The 17,512-nt window shown below is 61.2% G+C and carries 16 protein-coding genes and 2 pseudogenes; 9 read left to right on the forward strand and 9 right to left on the reverse strand.

Going from position 1 to position 17,512, the window contains the following annotated elements:
- Window positions 1–101 (forward strand): annotated as a pseudogene (locus D6877_RS21080) (collagen-like protein); the annotation flags it as partial.
- A 209-nt stretch (window positions 102–310) separates the two neighbouring features.
- Here the strand turns inward: D6877_RS21080 and D6877_RS21085 are convergent.
- Window positions 311–775 carry a DUF2269 family protein gene (locus D6877_RS21085; RefSeq protein WP_130912005.1) on the reverse strand — a complete coding sequence of 155 codons (465 nt, stop codon included), beginning with the start codon at window positions 773–775 and terminating at the stop codon, window positions 311–313.
- 99 nt (window positions 776–874) lie between these two features.
- Between D6877_RS21085 and dinG the strand changes: the two genes are divergently transcribed.
- The 6 genes from dinG to D6877_RS21115 all read left to right on the forward strand — a co-directional run bounded on the left by dinG (window position 875) and on the right by D6877_RS21115 (window position 9,467).
- A complete protein-coding gene (gene dinG / locus D6877_RS21090) occupies window positions 875–3,019 on the forward strand; it encodes an ATP-dependent DNA helicase DinG (RefSeq protein ID WP_024011911.1) in 2,145 nt (714 codons plus the stop codon).
- A 95-nt stretch (window positions 3,020–3,114) separates the two neighbouring features.
- The gene (locus D6877_RS21095; protein WP_130912006.1) at window positions 3,115–5,583 is read left to right on the forward strand and encodes a beta-galactosidase; all 2,469 of its coding nucleotides are present in this window, start codon (window positions 3,115–3,117) and stop codon (window positions 5,581–5,583) included.
- Window positions 5,584–5,793: 210 nt separating this feature from the next.
- Window positions 5,794–6,939, forward strand: coding sequence for a serine hydrolase domain-containing protein (locus tag D6877_RS21100; RefSeq protein WP_130912007.1), 1,146 nt, complete (start codon window positions 5,794–5,796; stop codon window positions 6,937–6,939).
- A gap of 113 nt (window positions 6,940–7,052) precedes the next feature.
- Window positions 7,053–8,150: an OmpA family protein gene (locus D6877_RS21105; RefSeq protein WP_130912008.1), complete on the forward strand. Its 1,098-nt coding sequence runs from the start codon at window positions 7,053–7,055 to the stop codon at window positions 8,148–8,150.
- A 24-nt stretch (window positions 8,151–8,174) separates the two neighbouring features.
- The gene (pdxH, locus tag D6877_RS21110; protein WP_130912009.1) at window positions 8,175–8,822 is read left to right on the forward strand and encodes a pyridoxamine 5'-phosphate oxidase; all 648 of its coding nucleotides are present in this window, start codon (window positions 8,175–8,177) and stop codon (window positions 8,820–8,822) included.
- A gap of 180 nt (window positions 8,823–9,002) precedes the next feature.
- Window positions 9,003–9,467: a glycine zipper 2TM domain-containing protein gene (locus D6877_RS21115; RefSeq protein ID WP_016771369.1), complete on the forward strand. Its 465-nt coding sequence runs from the start codon at window positions 9,003–9,005 to the stop codon at window positions 9,465–9,467.
- A gap of 73 nt (window positions 9,468–9,540) precedes the next feature.
- On the opposite strand, the gene D6877_RS21120 is transcribed toward D6877_RS21115, so the two are convergent.
- The 5 genes and pseudogenes from D6877_RS21120 to nhaA form a co-directional block, all read right to left on the reverse strand.
- The gene (locus D6877_RS21120) at window positions 9,541–9,792 is read right to left on the reverse strand and encodes a pyocin S6 family toxin immunity protein (RefSeq protein WP_130912010.1); all 252 of its coding nucleotides are present in this window, start codon (window positions 9,790–9,792) and stop codon (window positions 9,541–9,543) included.
- A gap of 22 nt (window positions 9,793–9,814) precedes the next feature.
- Window positions 9,815–10,060 carry a colicin E3-like toxin immunity protein gene (locus D6877_RS21125; RefSeq protein ID WP_095180547.1) on the reverse strand — a complete coding sequence of 82 codons (246 nt, stop codon included), beginning with the start codon at window positions 10,058–10,060 and terminating at the stop codon, window positions 9,815–9,817.
- Window positions 10,061–10,312: a colicin E3-like toxin immunity protein gene (locus D6877_RS21130; protein ID WP_095180548.1), complete on the reverse strand. Its 252-nt coding sequence runs from the start codon at window positions 10,310–10,312 to the stop codon at window positions 10,061–10,063.
- 7 nt (window positions 10,313–10,319) lie between these two features.
- A pseudogene (locus D6877_RS21135) lies at window positions 10,320–10,565 on the reverse strand (colicin E3/pyocin S6 family cytotoxin); the annotation flags it as partial.
- Between the two features lie 247 nt (window positions 10,566–10,812).
- The gene (nhaA, locus tag D6877_RS21140) at window positions 10,813–11,997 is read right to left on the reverse strand and encodes a Na+/H+ antiporter NhaA (protein ID WP_130912011.1); all 1,185 of its coding nucleotides are present in this window, start codon (window positions 11,995–11,997) and stop codon (window positions 10,813–10,815) included.
- Window positions 11,998–12,247: 250 nt separating this feature from the next.
- Between nhaA and D6877_RS21145 the strand changes: the two genes are divergently transcribed.
- Complete coding sequence (locus D6877_RS21145) at window positions 12,248–13,342, forward strand: PLP-dependent cysteine synthase family protein (RefSeq protein WP_130912012.1); 1,095 nt, start codon at window positions 12,248–12,250, stop codon at window positions 13,340–13,342.
- 138 nt (window positions 13,343–13,480) lie between these two features.
- On the opposite strand, the gene D6877_RS21150 is transcribed toward D6877_RS21145, so the two are convergent.
- The 3 genes from D6877_RS21150 to D6877_RS21160 form a co-directional block, all read right to left on the reverse strand.
- The gene (locus D6877_RS21150) at window positions 13,481–15,094 is read right to left on the reverse strand and encodes an NAD(P)/FAD-dependent oxidoreductase (protein ID WP_130912013.1); all 1,614 of its coding nucleotides are present in this window, start codon (window positions 15,092–15,094) and stop codon (window positions 13,481–13,483) included.
- 95 nt (window positions 15,095–15,189) lie between these two features.
- Window positions 15,190–15,843 (reverse strand): hypothetical protein, encoded by a 654-nt coding sequence (locus D6877_RS21155; RefSeq protein ID WP_130912014.1) that lies wholly within the window; start codon window positions 15,841–15,843, stop codon window positions 15,190–15,192.
- Between the two features lie 60 nt (window positions 15,844–15,903).
- Window positions 15,904–16,503, reverse strand: a complete 600-nt coding sequence (locus D6877_RS21160) for a short chain dehydrogenase (RefSeq protein WP_110600024.1) — start codon at window positions 16,501–16,503, stop codon at window positions 15,904–15,906.
- Between the two features lie 104 nt (window positions 16,504–16,607).
- On the opposite strand from D6877_RS21160, the gene D6877_RS21165 reads away from it, so the two are divergent.
- On the forward strand, window positions 16,608–17,512 hold a 905-nt coding region (locus tag D6877_RS21165), incomplete at its 3' end, for a LysR family transcriptional regulator (RefSeq protein WP_130912015.1).

Raw genomic sequence — 17,512 nt, forward strand, 5'->3', positions numbered from 1 at the left:
TGGTGTACCGCGCAGATGGCGGCAAGAACGGCAAGGCCGGCGCGGATGGCCAGCCTGGGCCGGAGGGAGCGGCGGGTTCGGTTACTGTGCAGCGCCTCTAAAGGCAAGCCCTCACCCCAGCCCTCTCCCAGAAGGAGAGGGAGCCGACCGAGGTGTCTGTCGCTATCCATCGACCTGAAAGACCAGGTCGATTATGGATTCAGCGAAAATCTTCCAAGTCGGCGTAACTCCTCAATATCCCCCAATCAGTCCCCTCTCCCTCTGGGAGAGGGCTAGGGTGAGGGGCTTTTGATCTTTGAGTCGCAGATTGTCAGAACATTGGCCGAGCCGCAGCCACCGCCACCAGCACCAACCCGACCAGCAGATTAAGCCCAACCACCCGCCGAATCCGCCCCAGCACTGCCGCACCCGCCGGCCAATCCTTCGCCTCAACCGCCTTGCGCAACTCCGGCAGCATCAACCCCTGAATCCGAATAAACAACGCCGTCATCACCACATACAAACCGATCATCACCTGCACATACTTCGGCGCGGTCTCGAAGCCGACCTGCTGTAGATGCAACATGCCCACGCCGCTGATCGGCAACAGGATCACGGCGACCCAGACCCAACGGAAAAAACCTTGAAACACTTCCACCCACAGGGTCAGGCGAGCGGGGCCGTCCAGAGCCTTCACAGCCGCAGGGCGCAAGACCATCCAGGCGAAAAACATGCCGCCGACCCACACCAGAGCGGCGAGGACATGCAGGGGGTAAACGAGGCTAAAAGGTGTCATTCGGGCACTCCGTTCTGCGCAGGATCGATTAGGCAGGTATGATAGCCGCCGAACCAAACTACTGAAAATTTATCCAGCGTTTCCAGCGCCCGACACTCAATGATCAGCACTGAACTCAAAACCACGATCCAGGGCGCCTATTCGCGTTTTCTAGAGGCCAAGAGCCTCAAGCCGCGTTACGGCCAGCGCCTGATGATCGCCGAAATCGCCAAGGTCCTCGGGGATATCGACACCGATGACGAAGGCCGGCGCAGTGGCGACCCCGCGATTGTCGCGGTGGAAGCCGGCACCGGTACTGGCAAGACGGTGGCCTACAGCCTGGCGGCGATCCCTACGGCGAAACTGGCCGGCAAGCGTCTGGTGATTGCCACCGCGACCGTCGCCCTGCAAGAGCAGATCGTCTACAAGGATCTGCCCGACCTGATGCGCAACAGCGGGCTGAATTTCAGTTTCGCCCTGGCCAAGGGCCGTGGCCGCTACATGTGCCTGTCCAAGCTCGACATGCTGCTGCAGGAAGGCCACGCACAAACCGCCACCGCGCAGCTGTTCGAAGAAGAAGGCTTCAAGATCGAAGTCGACGAGGCCAGTCAGAAGCTGTTCACCAGCATGATCGAAAAGCTCGCCGGCAATAAATGGGACGGCGACCGCGACAGCTGGCCCAACGCGCTGGAAGACGCCGACTGGGCGCGCCTGACCACCGATCACAGCCAGTGCACCAACCGTCATTGCCCGAACTTCGGCCAGTGCGCCTTCTACAAAGCTCGCGAGGGCATGGGCAAGGTCGACGTGATCGTCACCAACCACGACATGGTCCTGGCGGATCTGGCACTGGGCGGCGGCGCCGTGTTGCCGGACCCGCGCGACACCATTTACGTGTTCGACGAAGGTCACCATTTGCCGGACAAGGCCATCGGCCACTTCGCCCATTACACGCGCCTGCGCTCCACCGCCGACTGGCTCGAAACAACCGCGAAGAATCTGACCAAACTGCTCGCCCAGCATCCGCTGCCGGGCGATCTTGGCAAGCTGATCGAGCAGGTGCCGGAGCTGGCGCGGGAGATCAAGACCCAGCAGCAGTTCATGTTCACCGCGTGCGAGCAGATCGCCGATTTCAAGCCAGGCGAAGACGTCGAAGGCCGCGAGCGCCCACGTCATCGTTTCGTCGGCGGAGTGATTCCCGAGGACATGCGCGAGATGGGCATCGAGCTGAAAAAAGGCTATTCGCGCCTTAACGATCTGTTCCAGCGCCTGACCGACCTGCTCAAGGAAGGCATGGATGGCGAGGTCAATATCGGCATCGCCAGCAATCAGGCCGAAGAGTGGTATCCGCTGTTCGGCAGCCTGTTGTCCCGCGCTTCCGGCAACTGGGAATTGTGGACCGCGTTCACCGCCGAAGACCCGGAGGACAGCCCGCCCATGGCGCGCTGGCTGACCCTAGCCGAAAGCGGTTCGCTGTTCGACATCGAGGTCAACGCCAGCCCGATTCTGGCGGCGGAAACCTTGCGTCGCAGTTTATGGAATGTCGCTTACGGCTGCCTGGTGACCTCGGCGACGCTGACGGCGCTGGGTACTTTCGACCGTTTCCGCATGCGCGCCGGCCTGCCGAAAAAAGCTGTCACAGCGGTGGTGCCGAGCCCGTTCCATCATGCCGATGCCGGCGTGCTGCGCGTGCCGGATCTGAAGGCCGACCCGCGCGATGCCGCTGCCCATACGGCGGCGATCATCCGTGAACTGCCCGATCTGGTCGAAGGTTCCCGTGGCACGCTGGTGCTGTTCTCCTCGCGCAAGCAGATGCAGGACGTGTTCGATGGCCTCGACCGCGACTGGCGCAAGCAAGTGTTCATTCAGGGCAACCTGTCGAAACAGGAAACCCTGAACAAGCACAAGGCGCGGGTCGATGGCGGTGATTCCAGCGTGCTGTTCGGGCTGGCCAGTTTTGCCGAGGGTGTCGATTTGCCGGGTGCCTACTGCGAGCACGTGGTGATCGCCAAGATTCCGTTCTCGGTGCCCGACGATCCGGTCGAAGCCGCGTTGTCGGAGTGGATCGAGGCGCGTGGCGGCAATCCATTCATGGAAATCTCCGTGCCCGACGCCTCGCTGAAACTGGTTCAGGCCTGCGGCCGTCTGCTGCGCACCGAAGAAGACCGCGGCACCATCACCTTGCTCGACCGGCGTCTGGTCACCCAGCGCTACGGCAAGGCGATCCTCAATGCGTTGCCTCCTTTCCGTCGTGAAATATCCTGAGACACGGGTGGGCCGATTGGCCCACCGCGTTGTCTATCTCTCTGCCACCGCTTTTCCACTGGCCTTGACTGGTCGTTAGGGAGAACTCCGTTCTTATGATCCGCCGTTCGTTGCCCGCTGTTTTCGCCATGATTTTTGCCGCGCCGTTGCTGGCCGCGCCCGCCGGTCAGCAGACGCTGTTCAACTTCGTGCGCCCGGCCGACGTGGTCAAGGTCGCCACGGAAAACGCCGACCTGCCGCAGGCCAATGCCGAACAGACCGCTGAAGGTGAAGTGCTGCGCCGGGTGACGTTCAACCCGGTCGCGCGGCCGACCTTGCGCCTGACTCCGCAGACCGGCGCTTGGGACTGGTCGCAGTCCGGCATGATGACTCTGCGACTGCAGAGTGCGATGAACTGGGCGGTGACGGTTTATGTGCAGATCCAGAGCAACGATGGCCGCACTCTGGTCAGCCGCGTCGATCTGCCGGCCGGCCCCGCGCAGACCTTGCTGGTGCCGCTGGTGGCTTCGACGCCGCTGAGCCAGGGTATGAAAGCCGGGCCGCCGATGCCGATGACCATTGATGGCCAACGCATTCTGCTGGCCAGCAGCACGGGCGAGATCGATCGCAGCCAGGTGGTTTCGGTGAGTCTGTCGATGGATCAGCCGAAAGTTGCGCAGAGCCTGTTGCTTGAGCGTTTCGGCGTGCAGGACGGCGAGTCGGTGACGCGCGCGGTGTACGGTAATCTGGTCGACGCATACGGTCAGTCAACCCGCAGCAAGTGGCCGGAAAAAGTCAGCAGCGACGAGCAACTTAAAAGCGCCGCCAACAAAGAGCAGCAACAACTGAATACGTGGCTGACCGAGCGTGAAAAGGCTTCGCTGGACAAATTCGGCGGCTGGAACAAGGGCCCTGCGTTCAAGGCCAGCGGTTTCTTCCGCACGGAAAAACGCGATGGCCGCTGGTATCTGGTGACCCCTGAAGGCCATCCGTTCTACTCGTTGGGTGTCAACACGGTGAGCCCGCAAGTCAACCAGACCTACGTCGCTGGTCGTGAGTACATGTTCGAATCGTTGCCGAAGAACGACGACCCGCTGGCCGCGCATTTTGGCGAGGGCGACAACCGTGGCGGCAACGGTGCCGATCAGGGCCGTGGCTATGGCAACGGCCGCTGGTACGACTTCTATGGCGCCAATCTGCAACGCCTGTACGGCGAACCGTGCAAGGCGGACAGCGACAACAAGGCCGGAATTGCCGAAGCGGCGAAGGCGGGCGCGGCGGAGGCCGGTTCGGTGCAGGCCGCTGAAACTGCAGCGGTGCCTGCCGAGCCGAAATCGGGTATTGCCGAAGCGGCGCAGACCGATGCGGTGCAAGCGTCCAGCGAGGAAACCGCCCCGTGCAAAGCCACAATTGATGAAGAACGCTGGACCCGCCATACCCTCGACCGCCTGCAAGCCTGGGGCTTCAACACGGTGGGCAACTGGAGCGTGCCGTCGCTGGCAGACGCTGAACGCGTGCCGTACACCTTGCCGCTGTCGATCGTCGGCGATTACACCAGCATCAGCACCGGCAGCGATTGGTGGGGCGGCATGCCGGATCCGTTCGATCCGCGTTTCGCCATGGCCACCGAGCGCGCCGTGGCCATTGCCGCCCGCGATCACCGTGACGATCCGTGGCTGATCGGTTATTACGCCGACAACGAACTGGCCTGGGCCGGCCCTGGTGACGATCCGAAGGCTCGCTACGCGCTGGCCTACGGCACGTTGAAAATGACCACCGACGTACCGGCCAAACGCGCCTTTCTCAAGCAATTGCGCGACAAGTACCGCAATCAGGCCGGACTGTCCAAGGCCTGGGGCATCGATTTGCCGGCATGGGAGTTGATGGAAGATCCGGGGTTCGTGCCGCCATTGCCGAACCCGGAACATCCGGAGATCGAAGCGGATTTCAAATACTTCCAGAAGGTCTTTGCCGACACCTATTTCAAGACCATTTCCGATTCGCTGAAATGGCACGCGCCCAACCAGATGCTCCTTGGTGGTCGCTTCGCCATCAGCACGCCTGAAGCCGTGGCGTCGTGCGCGCAGTATTGCGATGTGTTGAGCTTCAACATGTACACGCTCAAGCCGCAGGACGGTTACGACTTCGCCGCACTGGCAGCGCTGGACAAACCGGTGCTGATCACCGAATTCAACTTCGGCTCGGCTGACCGGGGGCCGTTCTGGGGCGGCGTGACGCAATTGGCCAGGGAAGAAGATCGCGGTCCGGCTTATGTCAACTTCCTCAAACAGGCGCTGAGCGAACCGTCGATTGTTGGCGTGCACTGGTTCCAGTATCTCGACCAGCCGGTGACCGGGCGTTTGCTCGACGGCGAGAACGGGCATTTCGGTCTGGTCGGGGTGACCGATCTGCCTTATCAGGGCTTCGTCGAGGCGGTGCGCAAAAGCAATCTGCAGGCGCTGGAGCAGTTGGGCAAGGAGGCGCAGAAAGCACCGGTTGCAGAGATTGAAGGCGGGCGCAAGGCCGAGGCTGGCAATGCGCCGGGGGCTGCGCAGGCGGGTGGGCATTCGGGGAATGGTCACTAGGTTTCAGACCGCGTTATCGTTCTTCGCGAGCAGGCTCGCTCCCACACTGGATATCAACAGCAGAGGAGATCCCCTGTGGGAGCGAGCCTGCTCGCGAAGGGATCACCATAAATTGCCGATCAACCGTCCGGCCCGCGCCTGTTCCCAAATCCCTCAAGGGCTGGAACAATGCGGGCCACTTTGTAGAGCGTTTTCGCGGGGGAGTTGCGGGTGCAGATTCAGGGACATTACGAGCTTCAATTCGAAGCGGTGCGCGAGGCTTTCGCCGCACTGTTCGACGATCCCCAGGAACGCGGCGCAGCCCTGTGCATCCAGGTCGGTGGAGAAACCGTCCTCGACCTCTGGTCCGGTACCGCCGACAAGGACGGCAGCGAAGCCTGGCACAGCGACACCATCGCCAACCTGTTCTCCTGCACCAAGACCTTCACCGCCGTTACCGCACTGCAACTGGTCGCTGAAGGCAAGTTGCAACTCGACGCCCCGGTTGCCCGCTACTGGCCGGAATTCGCCGCCGCCGGCAAAGAATCCGTCACCCTGCGCCAATTGCTCTGCCATCAGGCCGGCTTGCCGGCGCTGCGCGAACTGCTCGCGCCTGAAGCCCTTTACGACTGGCAAACCATGGTCGACGCCCTTGCGGCCGAAGCACCTTGGTGGACGCCGGGCACCGGTCACGGTTATGCCGCGATCACCTACGGTTGGCTGGTCGGCGAATTGCTGCGCCGCGCCGACGGTCGCGGGCCGGGCGAATCGATCGTCGCTCGGGTCGCCAAACCGTTGGGCCTGGATTTCCACGTGGGCCTGGCCGACGAAGAGTTTCATCGCGTGGCGCACATCGCCCGTGGCAAGGGCAACGCCGGCGACGCTGCGGCGCAGCGCCTGCTGCAAGTGACCATGCGCGAACCGACGGCGATGACCACCCGCGCCTTCACCAATCCGCCGTCCGTGCTGACCAGCACTAACAAGCCGGAATGGCGCCGCATGCAGCAACCGGCGGCCAACGGCCACGGTAACGCGCGCAGTCTCGCCGGGTTCTATGCCGGCCTGCTCGACGGCAGCCTGCTCGAGAGCGAGATGCTCGAAGAGCTGACCCGCGAGCACAGCCTTGGCGATGACAAGACTTTGCTCACCCGCACCCGTTTCGGCCTTGGCTGCATGCTCGATCAACCGGACGTGCCCAACGCCACCTACGGCCTCGGTTCGCGCGCGTTCGGCCATCCGGGGGCGGGCGGCTCGATCGGTTTTGCTGACCCTGAGCACGATGTCGCTTTCGGTTTCGTGACAAATACCCTGGGGCCTTACGTTTTGATGGATCCGCGCGCACAAAAGCTGGCGCGGGTGCTTGCCACTTGTCTGTAAAGCTTCAACAGGGGTTCCAGGGTCGGAACCTCGAAAGGATTTTCGTTTCAAAACGGCTGTTTATCCGGGCGAAAGTGCTCTGATTTTTCATTACTTCATTTTGTGGATTTTCAATGTCATCTAAAAAGACCCTCGCCCTGGCCCTGTGTGTAGCGCTCACCGGTTGCGCACAGACCCCGAAAAACGATGCGGACGGCAGCAGTTGGTGGCCGTTCGGCTCTTCCGACAAAGTCGCGGCCAAAGATCCGGCACCGGCTCCTTTGAAACCTGCAGCGACCGCACCAGTTGCCAAGGCCGAAAGCAGCAACCCGTGGTATTGGCCGTTCGGTTCCAGCGATGAAGCGATCAAGGCTGATCTGAAAGCCGAGGTCAAACCTGAAGCCAAACCGGTCGAGGTGGCCAAAGCCGAGGCGCAGTCCAATGGCAAATGGTGGTGGCCGTTCGGCGGCAAGGACCAGCCAACCGTCAAAGCCGTGCCGATGCCCGATCCGAAGGTGACCCAGGCTTGGCTCGATGACTACGAACCGCGTCTGCGTGAAGCGGTGAAGGACAGCAACCTGCAACTCGAACGTCGCGACAACGTACTGGTGGTGACGGCGCCGGTGGAAGGTTCGTTCAACCCGGACCGCCCGGCGATGCTGCTGCCGGTCACCCTTGGCCCGTTCACTCGCGTGGCGAAAATCCTTGAAGCCGACCCGAAAACCGCGGTGCTGGTGCTCGGTCACAGTGACACCAGCGGTTCCGCGCCAGCCAACGTCAAATTGAGCCAGGAGCGTGCGCAATCCATCGCCGCAATTTTCCGCCTCAGCGGCTTGCAGCGTGATCGCCTGATGCTACGTGGCATGGGTTCCGAAGCGCCGCGTGCGGCCAACGACAGCGTTGAAGGCCGTGCCTTGAACCGTCGTGTCGAACTGCTGGTGACTCCGCAAAACACCATGGTTGCGCTGCTGAGCAAATACAACATGCCAGCGCCGAAGCCGGTGACGATGGTTGCTGCGCAAGATGTCAAGCCAGTGGTCAAACCGGTTACCCCAGCGCCTGCGGCGAAAAAAGCCGCTGTGCCGGCGGCGAAAAAGGCGCCAGCCAAGAAAACCGCCGCCAAGGCTCCTGCGAAGAAGGCACCGGCCAAGGCTCCAGCGAAAAAAACTGCACCAGCCAAAGCCGCCGCGACCGACAAGAAAGTCGCCGCAGCCGACGCCGCCAAGAAGTGATCCGCTAACGAAAAGGAATCCGCCATGACCCAGGCTCTGGCCGATATGCGTCGCGACTACACCCGTGACGGTTTGACCGAGGCGCAAGCCCCGGCCGAGCCGTTTGCGCTGTTTCACCAGTGGTTCGCCGACGCGGTGAAAACCGAGCAGGCGCCGGTGGAAGCCAATGCCATGACCCTGGCCACGGTCGACGCCGACGGTCGTCCGCATTGCCGCATTCTGTTGCTCAAGGGCCTGGACGAGCAGGGCTTCACCTTCTTCACCAACTACGACAGCGCCAAGGGCCAGCAGCTGGCGGCCAACCCGTTTGCCGCCATGACCTTCTTCTGGCCAACCCTGGAGCGCCAGGTGCGCATCGAGGGGCGGGTGGTCAAGGTCACGGCGCAAGAGTCCGATGCGTATTATCAGGTGCGTCCGCTGGGTAGCCGCCTCGGCGCCTGGGCCTCGCCGCAGAGCCGGGTCATCAACGGTCGTGGCGAACTGGAAGATTTGCTCAAGGCCACCGAGCAACGCTTCAGCGACAGCCAGCCGCACTGCCCGGAACATTGGGGTGGTTACCGCTTGTTGCCCGAGCGCATCGAGTTCTGGCAGGGCCGTCCGAGCCGCCTGCACGATCGCCTCAACTACCGCCTCCAGGGCGCCGAGTGGATTCTTGAACGACTGGCACCCTGAGCAGTCTACCGAGCGGATAAAGGGCAATGGCGCAGGATCGATGATTTCACGCTACTTTAAGTGGGACGCTCGCGGGCATCTGTACCCAGCCTGAATGGAAGCCAATTTTATCCGGATGGTGTCGTGACAGGCGCCAGGCCACGGAGTTTAATGAACACATGTTCTTTTGGAGTTGATGCTATGCGTAAGTCTGTTCTGCTGGTTGCTTCTTTTTCGACGATGGCGATGTTGCTGACCGGCTGCCAATCGAGCCTCACCGGCGACTCCTACTCCCGTGACGAAGCGCGTCGTGTACAGACGATTCGCATGGGCACCATCGAATCCCTGCGACCGGTAAAAATCGAAGGCACCAAGACCCCGATCGGCGGCGCAGCAGGCGCAGTGGTCGGCGGCGTCGGCGGTAGCGCCATCGGCGGCGGCAAGGGCAGCATCGTCGCTGCGGTCATCGGCGCAGTGGCCGGCGGCCTGCTTGGCTCGGCAACCGAAGAAGGCCTGACCCGCACCCAGGGCGTGGAAATCACCGTCCGCGAAGACGACGGCAGCATGCGCGCCTATGTGCAGCAGGTTCAGGAGAATGAAGTATTCCGCGTTGGCGAGCGGGTACGGATCTCCACCGTTGGCGGAACCAGCCGCGTATCGCACTAAGCGAGAAGCTGGGTGAAAGAAAACCCCGATCAGGTGTCTGGTCGGGGTTTTTCTTTGTTTGTGAATTGCTCATTCAGTATGTGGCGTAGGTGCCCATGAAGTATTCGAGGCCCTTTGGAAAACTGACGTTGAGCAGGTTTTCCAATGCGGTTACCTGATCCAGAGTCAACAACAGCTCGCCGGGTTCCACCTCATCCAAGGGCTTTGATTCAATGAGCTGGGCCACTTTTTCATTCATCTCGCTGCCTGTGATATCCAGCTCGAATTGCAAGGAGTCATCTTGGGCTTCGTCAGGGAAAAAACCGGTAATTAAAAGAAAGTGCATGGAGCTAATACTTCCGGGGCTGTTAGCCGTAGTCAAACGAAATTTGATAGTCGTGAACTCTCAAATCGATTTGATGTTGAAAATACGGCTGAATGGTGGCGAGCCAATTTTGAGCGACGTTGAAACTGCCATTGTTGATGTTGTCCGCGGCGGGAATCCCCAAGGCGTTTAACACTGACTCGTCACCACCCAGGTCTTTTGACGACTCTTCCCCCTGAAACTCCAAGGTTGCTGTGTCGTACCATTCCAATCTCAGTTCCAGTCCCATCTACCATTGATCCCGGTAAACGAACGATACCTGATAGTCGTAAGAAGAAAATTGAATGGAATGCTGGAAGTGGGGCTGGAGAGTCTTGATCCAATCGGCTTTTACATCAAATCCGCCGTTATTGAAGCTTTTCGACGGTAGGCCTAATGCTTCCATTAATGAGCCGTCCTCGCCAAAATCTTTCGACAGTTCCTCCCCCTCACCCAGTTCGGTTTGTTGGTCGTACCATTCGAGTCTGGCTTTGAGTCCCATGTAATCCTCATAAATATTTTTTAATACTACGGTTTTTTTTGGGTGGATCTATCTGTTCACCAGTTCTGTGGTCGTAAGAGCCTAAATGGCTGCCATCACTTGCGCGATAGGCTTCAAGCTCGCCATGTAAATAGTCCCATTCATAAATTATTCGGCCTTTTGCATTGATCCAGCGATCCCGGAGCCCACCGTTGAACGGCGTTTTCTTTTTTGCTCTTCTTAAATCGGGAAAGGCTGTGATATCCGACGTATCGGGGGCGGGGTGATAGGTATTGTCCGTCGCCCTGCGGTGGGTTTTGCACCCGGGGAATGTCCTTGTTCCGCGCCACTGATCGTCCCTTCGTTCACCATCGACAGCCCCTCGAGTAGGGGCCGCACGACGTTATCGAAGCGGGGAAAGTGTGGCTGTAGGACGCGTCGCTAATGACGTGGGGATTGTTCGCTGCGTAACTGTGAGGCGAGAAATCTGTGGCGAGGGCCAAGCTCCCTCGCCACAGGGGTTATTGCAGTTGTGAATTCTTGCGACTCGCCGCCGCCGTCACCGCATAACCAATCACCGCCGCTAGGATCGAGCCGGTGAGGATGCCCATGCGATCCATGCCGGCGTAATCACTCACGCCCGGGTCGAAGGCCAGCGAGCCGACGAACAGGCTCATGGTGAAGCCTATGCCGCAGAGGATCGCGACGCCGAGGACCTGGCCCCAGTTGGCGCCTTGGGGCAGGGCGGCGATGCCGATCTTGACCGCCAGCCAGGTCAGACCGAACACGCCGACGGTCTTGCCCAGCAGCAGGCCGATGGCGATGCCCATCGGTACGTCGTGGGTGAAGCTTTCGACGGTGACGCCGCTCAGTGACAGGCCGGCGTTGGCGAAGGCGAACAGCGGCAGGATGCCGTAGGCGACCCAGGGGTGCAGCGCGTGTTCGAGGGTCAGCAGCGGCGACGACTCGGCGTTTTTCGTGCGCAGGGGAATGCAGAAAGCCAGGGTCACGCCGGCCAGTGTCGCGTGGACACCGCTCTTGAGCACGCAGACCCAGAGGATCAGGCCGATGATCATGTAAGGCCCGAGCTTGACCACGCCGAGCCGGTTCATCGCCACCAGCGCGGCAATGCACGCAGCCGCCAGGCCAAGGGACAGGGTCGAGAGTTCGCCGGAATAGAAGATTGCGATGATGACGATGGCGCCGAGGTCATCGATGATCGCCAGGGTCATCAGGAACAGTTTCAGCGACACCGGCACGCGCTTGCCGAGCAGCGCCAGTACGCCGAGGGCGAAGGCGATGTCGGTGGCGGTCGGAATGGCCCAGCCACTGAGGGCGGCGGGATTGTCGCGGTTGAGGAACCAGTAGATCAGCGCCGGCACCAGCATGCCGCCGATCGCCGCTGCGCCGGGCAAGACGATCTGCGAGGGCTTGGACAACTGGCCGTCGAGCACTTCGCGTTTGACTTCCAGACCGATCAGCAGGAAGAACATCGCCATCAGGCCGTCATTGATCCACAGCAGCAGGGGTTTGGCGATTTTCAACGCGCCGATCTGCGCCACCACCGGGGTGTCGAGCAGGCCGGTGTACAGCCACGACAGCGGTGAGTTGTTGATGATCAGCGCGAGAACGGCTGCGGCGATCAATAGCAGACCGCTGGCGGCTTCCAACTGAAAGAAACGCGTGAAAGTGCTACGCAGAGGCAAGGTCGCTCTCCATGGAATCGTGAAAAAGATGGGCTACCCTAACCCGTACCGTTAGTTGTTAAAACAAAAGTTATATTCTTTTTTGTTATATGTCGTTACAGGCTGTCTGGTTCGGGCAGCACTGAGCCTAGCAGTTGCCTGACACATTGAGACTCAGCTGTATCTTTGCCGCCTGCGGGATTTTTCCTAAGCTTGCGGCAGACCTTTTCAGGAGACCGATCTCCTGCTTGATTCAATGAGAACCGAAACCATGAGCGACAACCGACAGTGGGCACGCGAAGCCATCCGCATCATCGAGGCGGACTTCCAGCGCAGCGCCGACACCCACCTGATCCCTTTGCCGCTGCCCGGTTTTGCCGGCATCGAGTTGTATTTCAAGGACGAATCCAGCCACCCGACCGGCAGCCTCAAGCATCGCCTGGCCCGTTCGCTGTTCCTTTACGCGCTGTGTAACGGCTGGCTGAAACCCGGCGCGCCAGTGATCGAGGCATCCAGCGGCTCGACGGCGATCTCCGAAGCGTATTTCGCGCGCATGCTCGGTTTGCCGTTTATCGCGGTGATGCCCGCGACCACCTCGAAAGAGAAGATTGCCCAGATTGCCTTTTACGGTGGCCAGAGTCATCTGGTGCAGGATCCGACGCAGATCTACGCCGAATCCGAGCGCCTGGCCCGCGAGCATGGCGGTCACTTCATCGACCAGTTCACTTACGCCGAACGTGCCACCGACTGGCGAGCGAACAACAACATCGCTGAATCGATCTTCCAGCAGATGCGCTACGAAAAACATCCTGAGCCGACTTGGTTGATTTCCAGCCCCGGCACTGGCGGGACTACAGCGACCCTTGGTCGATACGTGCGCTATCGCCAGCACTGCACCCGCGTGTTGTGTGCCGATGCCGAGCGTTCGGTGTTCTTCGATTTTTACCAGACCGGAGATGCCAGCCTGCGCCTGGACTGCGGCTCGCGCATAGAAGGCATTGGCCGGCCTCGGGTCGAAGCGTCGTTCCTGCCCAAGGTGATCGATGCGATGGTCAAGGTGCCGGACGCCCTGTCCCTGGCGGCCATGCATTATCTGGCGCAGCGTTTGGGGCGGCATGTCGGCGGGTCGAGCGGGACCAATTTGATCGGTGCGCTGATGGCAGCGCAGCAGATGAAAGCGGCGGGGCAGTCGGGGTCGATCGTGGCGATCCTGTGCGATGGCGGCGAGCGTTATGCCGACACGTATTACGATCAGGAGTGGCTGAAAGCGCAAGGGTATGAACTGGGTGATTTGATTGCAGCGGTGGCGGCGAGTGCCGAGCGCGGGGAGGCGCTGCCGACCTCGGTGCTGCGCGCGAACATCTAAAGCCAAATGCAGAAACCACTGTGGGAGCGAGCCTGCTCGCGAAGGCGGAGTCACATTCAACAACTTCGTTGAGTGACAGACCGCTTTCGCGAGCAGGCTCGCTCCCACAGGGTTTTGCGTTGTTGCGAACTTTGCGGATCAGGCGCCGAGGCCGAGGATATCGCGAGCCACTGCTTCGGCAATACGAATCCCGTCGACACCCGCCGAAAGAATCCCGCCGGCATAGCCCGCGCCTTCACCGGCCGGGAACAGGCCCTTGACGTTCATGCTCTGCAGCGACTCGTTGCGGGTGATGCGCAGCGGCGATGAAGTGCGGGTCTCGATTCCGGTCAGCACGGCGTCGTGCAGGGAATAACCGCGAATCTGCTTCTCGAACGCCGGCAAGGCTTCACGGATCGCCTCAATGGCAAAGTCCGGCAGCGCCAAGGCCAGATCGCCCAAGGCCACGCCCGGCTTGTACGACGGCTCGACTTCGCCCAGTTCGGTCGATGGTATGTCGTTGATGAAGTCGCCAACCAGTTGCGCCGGAGCCTTGTAGTCGCTGCCGCCAAGGATGAACGCGTGGGATTCCAGGCGCTCCTGCAACTCGATACCGGCGAGCGGGCCGCCCGGATAATCGACTTCCGGGGTGATGCCGACGACGATGCCGGAGTTGGCATTACGCTCGTTACGCGAGTACTGGCTCATGCCATTGGTGACCACGCGATTCGGTTCCGACGTCGCAGCGACCACGGTGCCGCCCGGGCACATGCAGAAGCTGTACACCGAACGCCCGTTCTTGGCGTGGTGCACCAGTTTGTAATCGGCAGCGCCGAGTTTCGGGTGGCCGGCGTATTTGCCCAGGCGCGCGCGGTCGATCAGCGATTGCGGATGTTCGATGCGGAAACCCACCGAGAACGGCTTGGCTTCCATGAACACGCCACGGCTGTGGAGCATGCGGAAGGTGTCGCGGGCACTGTGGCCGAGGGCCAGAACCACATGCTTCGAATGCAGGGTTTCGCCGCTGGCCAGTTTCACGCCGACCAGTTGGCCGTCTTCGATCAGCACGTCGCTGACGCGCTCCTGGAAGCGCACTTCACCGCCCAGTTCGCGGATCTGCTCGCGCATGTTTTCGACCATACCGGTCAGGCGGAACGTACCGATGTGCGGCTTGCTGACGTAGAGGATTTCTTCCGGCGCGCCGGCCTTGACGAACTCGTGCAGGACTTTGCGGCCGAGGAATTTCGGGTCCTTGATCTGGCTGTACAGCTTGCCGTCGGAGAACGTGCCCGCGCCGCCTTCGCCAAACTGTACGTTGGACTCGGGATTGAGCACGCTTTTGCGCCACAGGCCCCAGGTGTCCTTGGTGCGTTGACGGACTTCGGTGCCGCGCTCGAGAATGATCGGTTTGAAGCCCATCTGCGCCAGCAGCAGGCCGGCGAAGATGCCGCACGGGCCGAAACCGACGACGATCGGCCGCTGGCCGAGATCGCTCGGTGCCTGGCCGACGAATTTGTAGCTGACATCCGGCGCCACGTTGACGTTACGGTCGTCGGCGAACTTGCCCAACACTTTGGCCTCGTCGCGTACGTTGAGGTCGATGGTGTAGATGAAGCACAGCTCGGAGGACTTTTTGCGCGCGTCATAGCTGCGCTTGAACAAGGTGAAATCGAGCAGATCATCGCTGGCGATGCCCAGGCGCTGCACGATGGCGACGCGCAGGTCTTCTTCGGGATGGTCGATTGGCAGCTTGAGTTCAGTGATTCGTAACATGGCGGGGATCCGGTTCGCGGGGCGCACAACTGCGCCAGGGCGTTTGAAGGCGGCGATTATAAGCCGCCGCGAGCGGATCCGTGGGAGAAAAACGATCAGTCGTTACGCGCGCCGCCGAAATAGCCGCACCCGCGCTGCACCTGACCGTCGATACGCAATTCGGCGCTCATGTGCTGCACGCTGCCGGTGCTGCTGTCGACGCAGCGCTGTGGCGCGACCCACAATTCGATGCGCTGGTTGTTGGCTTCGCTGCTGAGATTGAAGCGGCCGTCGCCCAGTTGCTCTTCCACATACGGCACGGCCAGCGGCGGCTGGCCGTCGCGCTCGATGACCATGCCTTTGCCGCTGACCTTGACGCTCCATTCCGGGCCATGGCCGGCGGCGCGCAGGATCAGCAGTTTGAAATTCGGATCGTCGCAGGCCGTGCCCGAGCGCTCGACGCGATACAACTGGCCGAGGTCGAGACGATCGCCGGAAACCTTGCCGCGCACATCGGCAAACAGCTTGCCCTGCTCGTCGGCAAGGGTGGCGGCCTCTTGCAGGACGCTGGTGCCGCCGATGTCGTTGACCACCAGTTGCCGCTGATCCTGGCACGGCTGGAACACCAGTTTGCCGTCGGCGGCGGTCAGTTGCCCCTGCATCCGCGTCTGCCCGGCATGGGACACACTTTCACGCTGGCCGTCGAACAACTGGCAGGCGGCAAACAACGGCAGCAGGGCAACGAGGACGATCGAACGGGCAACACGCATCTTTGGCTCTCCAGACAAGTGCTGCCACGTTACGCAGCCTGACCGTTCATCACAAGGGCCTTAACCCACGTGAAACGTCTGACCGGTTTGCAGGCCTTCGACACTTTTCGCGTAGGCCAATGCCACTTCCGCTGCAGCAACCGGCTTGAAGCCACGGAAATAGGGCGCGTATTTGCCCAGGGCTTCGGTCAGCACGGTCGGGCTCACCGAGTTCACCCGCAGGCCACGCGGCAGTTCGATGGCGGCGGCGCGGACGAAGCTGTCGAGGGCGCCGTTGACCAACGCTGCCGAGGCGCCGCTGCGAATCGGGTCGTGGCTGAGCACGCCGGTGGTAAAGGTGAATGAGGCCCCGTCATTGGCGAACTCGCGGCCGATCAGCAGCAGGTTGACCTGGCCCATCAGCTTGTCTTTCAGGCCGAGGGCGAAGCTGTCCCCAGTCATCTCGTCCAGCGCTGCAAACGTCACGTTGCCCGCCGCGCAGATCAAGGCATCGAACTTGCCGGTCTGTTCGAACAGCTTGCGGATCGAGGCGCTGTCGCTGATATCCACTTGCAAGTCACCGCTGTTGCGACCGATACGAATGACCTCGTGGCGTTGCGACAACTCTTTGTCCACCGCCGAACCGATGGTGCCGCCTGCGCCTATCAACAGAATTTTCATCGAGCTGTACCTCATGTGTGTGAATGAGGTTTCAGTCTAAAGTGGTTTTTTCTGCGGATAAGCGCACTAATAGGCAACCTTTGGTTTTCAAATGGAAACAATCCATGAGCGAAATGGATGACCTTGCCGCGTTTGCCGTACTGATCGAGGCCGGCAGTTTTACCCTGGCCGCGCAGCAGTTGGGCTGCAGCAAGGGCCAGTTATCCAAGCGCATCAGCCAGCTCGAGGCACAATACAGTGTGGTGTTGCTGCAACGCACGACCCGGCGCTTGAGCCTGACGGCAGCGGGGGCGGCGCTGCTGCCGCAGGCGCAGGCGCTGGTGGTCCAGGTCGAACGCGCGCGGCAGGCGTTGGCGCGGTTGAAGGACGACATGGCCGGCCCGGTGCGCATGACCGTTCCGGTGTCGCTCGGCGAGACCTTCTTCGATGGCTTGTTGCTGGAGTTTTCCGGGCAATACCCGCAGGTGCAGATCGAGTTGGAGCTGAACAACAGTTATCGCGATCTGTCCCGCGATGGCTTTGATCTGGCGATTCGTGCCGAAGTGGCCAATGACGATCGGCTGGTGGCCAGGCCGCTGTTGGCGTGGCACGAAATGACCTGCGCCAGCCCGGCCTACCTCGAGCGCTTCGGCGAGCCGGCGACGCCGCATGCCTTGGCCGAGCATCGTTGCCTGCTCAACAGCCATTACAGCGGTCGCGAAGAATGGCTGTATCACCAGCAGCACGAGTTGTTGCGGGTGCGGGTTTCGGGTCCGTTTGCCAGCAATCACTACAGCCTGTTGAAGAAAGCAGCGCTGTCCGGCGCCGGCATCGCGCGTTTGCCGTCGTATCTGCTGCAAGCGGAACTGGCGGACGGTCGCTTGCGCTGGTTGCTGCGCGATTACCAGACCCGACGCATGCCGATGTATCTGGTGCACCCGTATCAGGGTGGATTGCCCAAGCGCACGCAGGTGCTCGCGGATTATCTGATGGGCTGGTTCAAGCGCAGTGGCGAGGCGCTGGATCGACT

Source organism: Pseudomonas sp. Sample_9 (assembly GCF_004307535.1).
Lineage (GTDB): Bacteria > Pseudomonadota > Gammaproteobacteria > Pseudomonadales > Pseudomonadaceae > Aquipseudomonas > Aquipseudomonas mercuritolerans.

Bases quoted from the DNA above. Each gene is read 5' to 3' on its own strand.
- dinG (WP_024011911.1), top strand. From the start codon at position 875: ATGATCAGCACTGAACTCAAAACCACGATCCAGGGCGCCTATTCGCGT.
- D6877_RS21125 (WP_095180547.1), bottom strand. From the start codon at position 10,060: ATGGGACTGGAACTGAGATTGGAATGGTACGACACAGCAACCTTGGAG.
- D6877_RS21130 (WP_095180548.1), bottom strand. From the start codon at position 10,312: ATGGGACTCAAAGCCAGACTCGAATGGTACGACCAACAAACCGAACTG.
- D6877_RS21145 (WP_130912012.1), top strand. From the start codon at position 12,248: ATGAGCGACAACCGACAGTGGGCACGCGAAGCCATCCGCATCATCGAG.
- D6877_RS21115 (WP_016771369.1), top strand. From the start codon at position 9,003: ATGCGTAAGTCTGTTCTGCTGGTTGCTTCTTTTTCGACGATGGCGATG.
- D6877_RS21160 (WP_110600024.1), bottom strand. From the start codon at position 16,503: ATGAAAATTCTGTTGATAGGCGCAGGCGGCACCATCGGTTCGGCGGTG.
- D6877_RS21155 (WP_130912014.1), bottom strand. From the start codon at position 15,843: ATGCGTGTTGCCCGTTCGATCGTCCTCGTTGCCCTGCTGCCGTTGTTT.
- pdxH (WP_130912009.1), top strand. From the start codon at position 8,175: ATGACCCAGGCTCTGGCCGATATGCGTCGCGACTACACCCGTGACGGT.
- D6877_RS21105 (WP_130912008.1), top strand. From the start codon at position 7,053: ATGTCATCTAAAAAGACCCTCGCCCTGGCCCTGTGTGTAGCGCTCACC.
- D6877_RS21095 (WP_130912006.1), top strand. From the start codon at position 3,115: ATGATCCGCCGTTCGTTGCCCGCTGTTTTCGCCATGATTTTTGCCGCG.
- D6877_RS21120 (WP_130912010.1), bottom strand. From the start codon at position 9,792: ATGCACTTTCTTTTAATTACCGGTTTTTTCCCTGACGAAGCCCAAGAT.
- D6877_RS21085 (WP_130912005.1), bottom strand. From the start codon at position 775: ATGACACCTTTTAGCCTCGTTTACCCCCTGCATGTCCTCGCCGCTCTG.
- D6877_RS21150 (WP_130912013.1), bottom strand. From the start codon at position 15,094: ATGTTACGAATCACTGAACTCAAGCTGCCAATCGACCATCCCGAAGAA.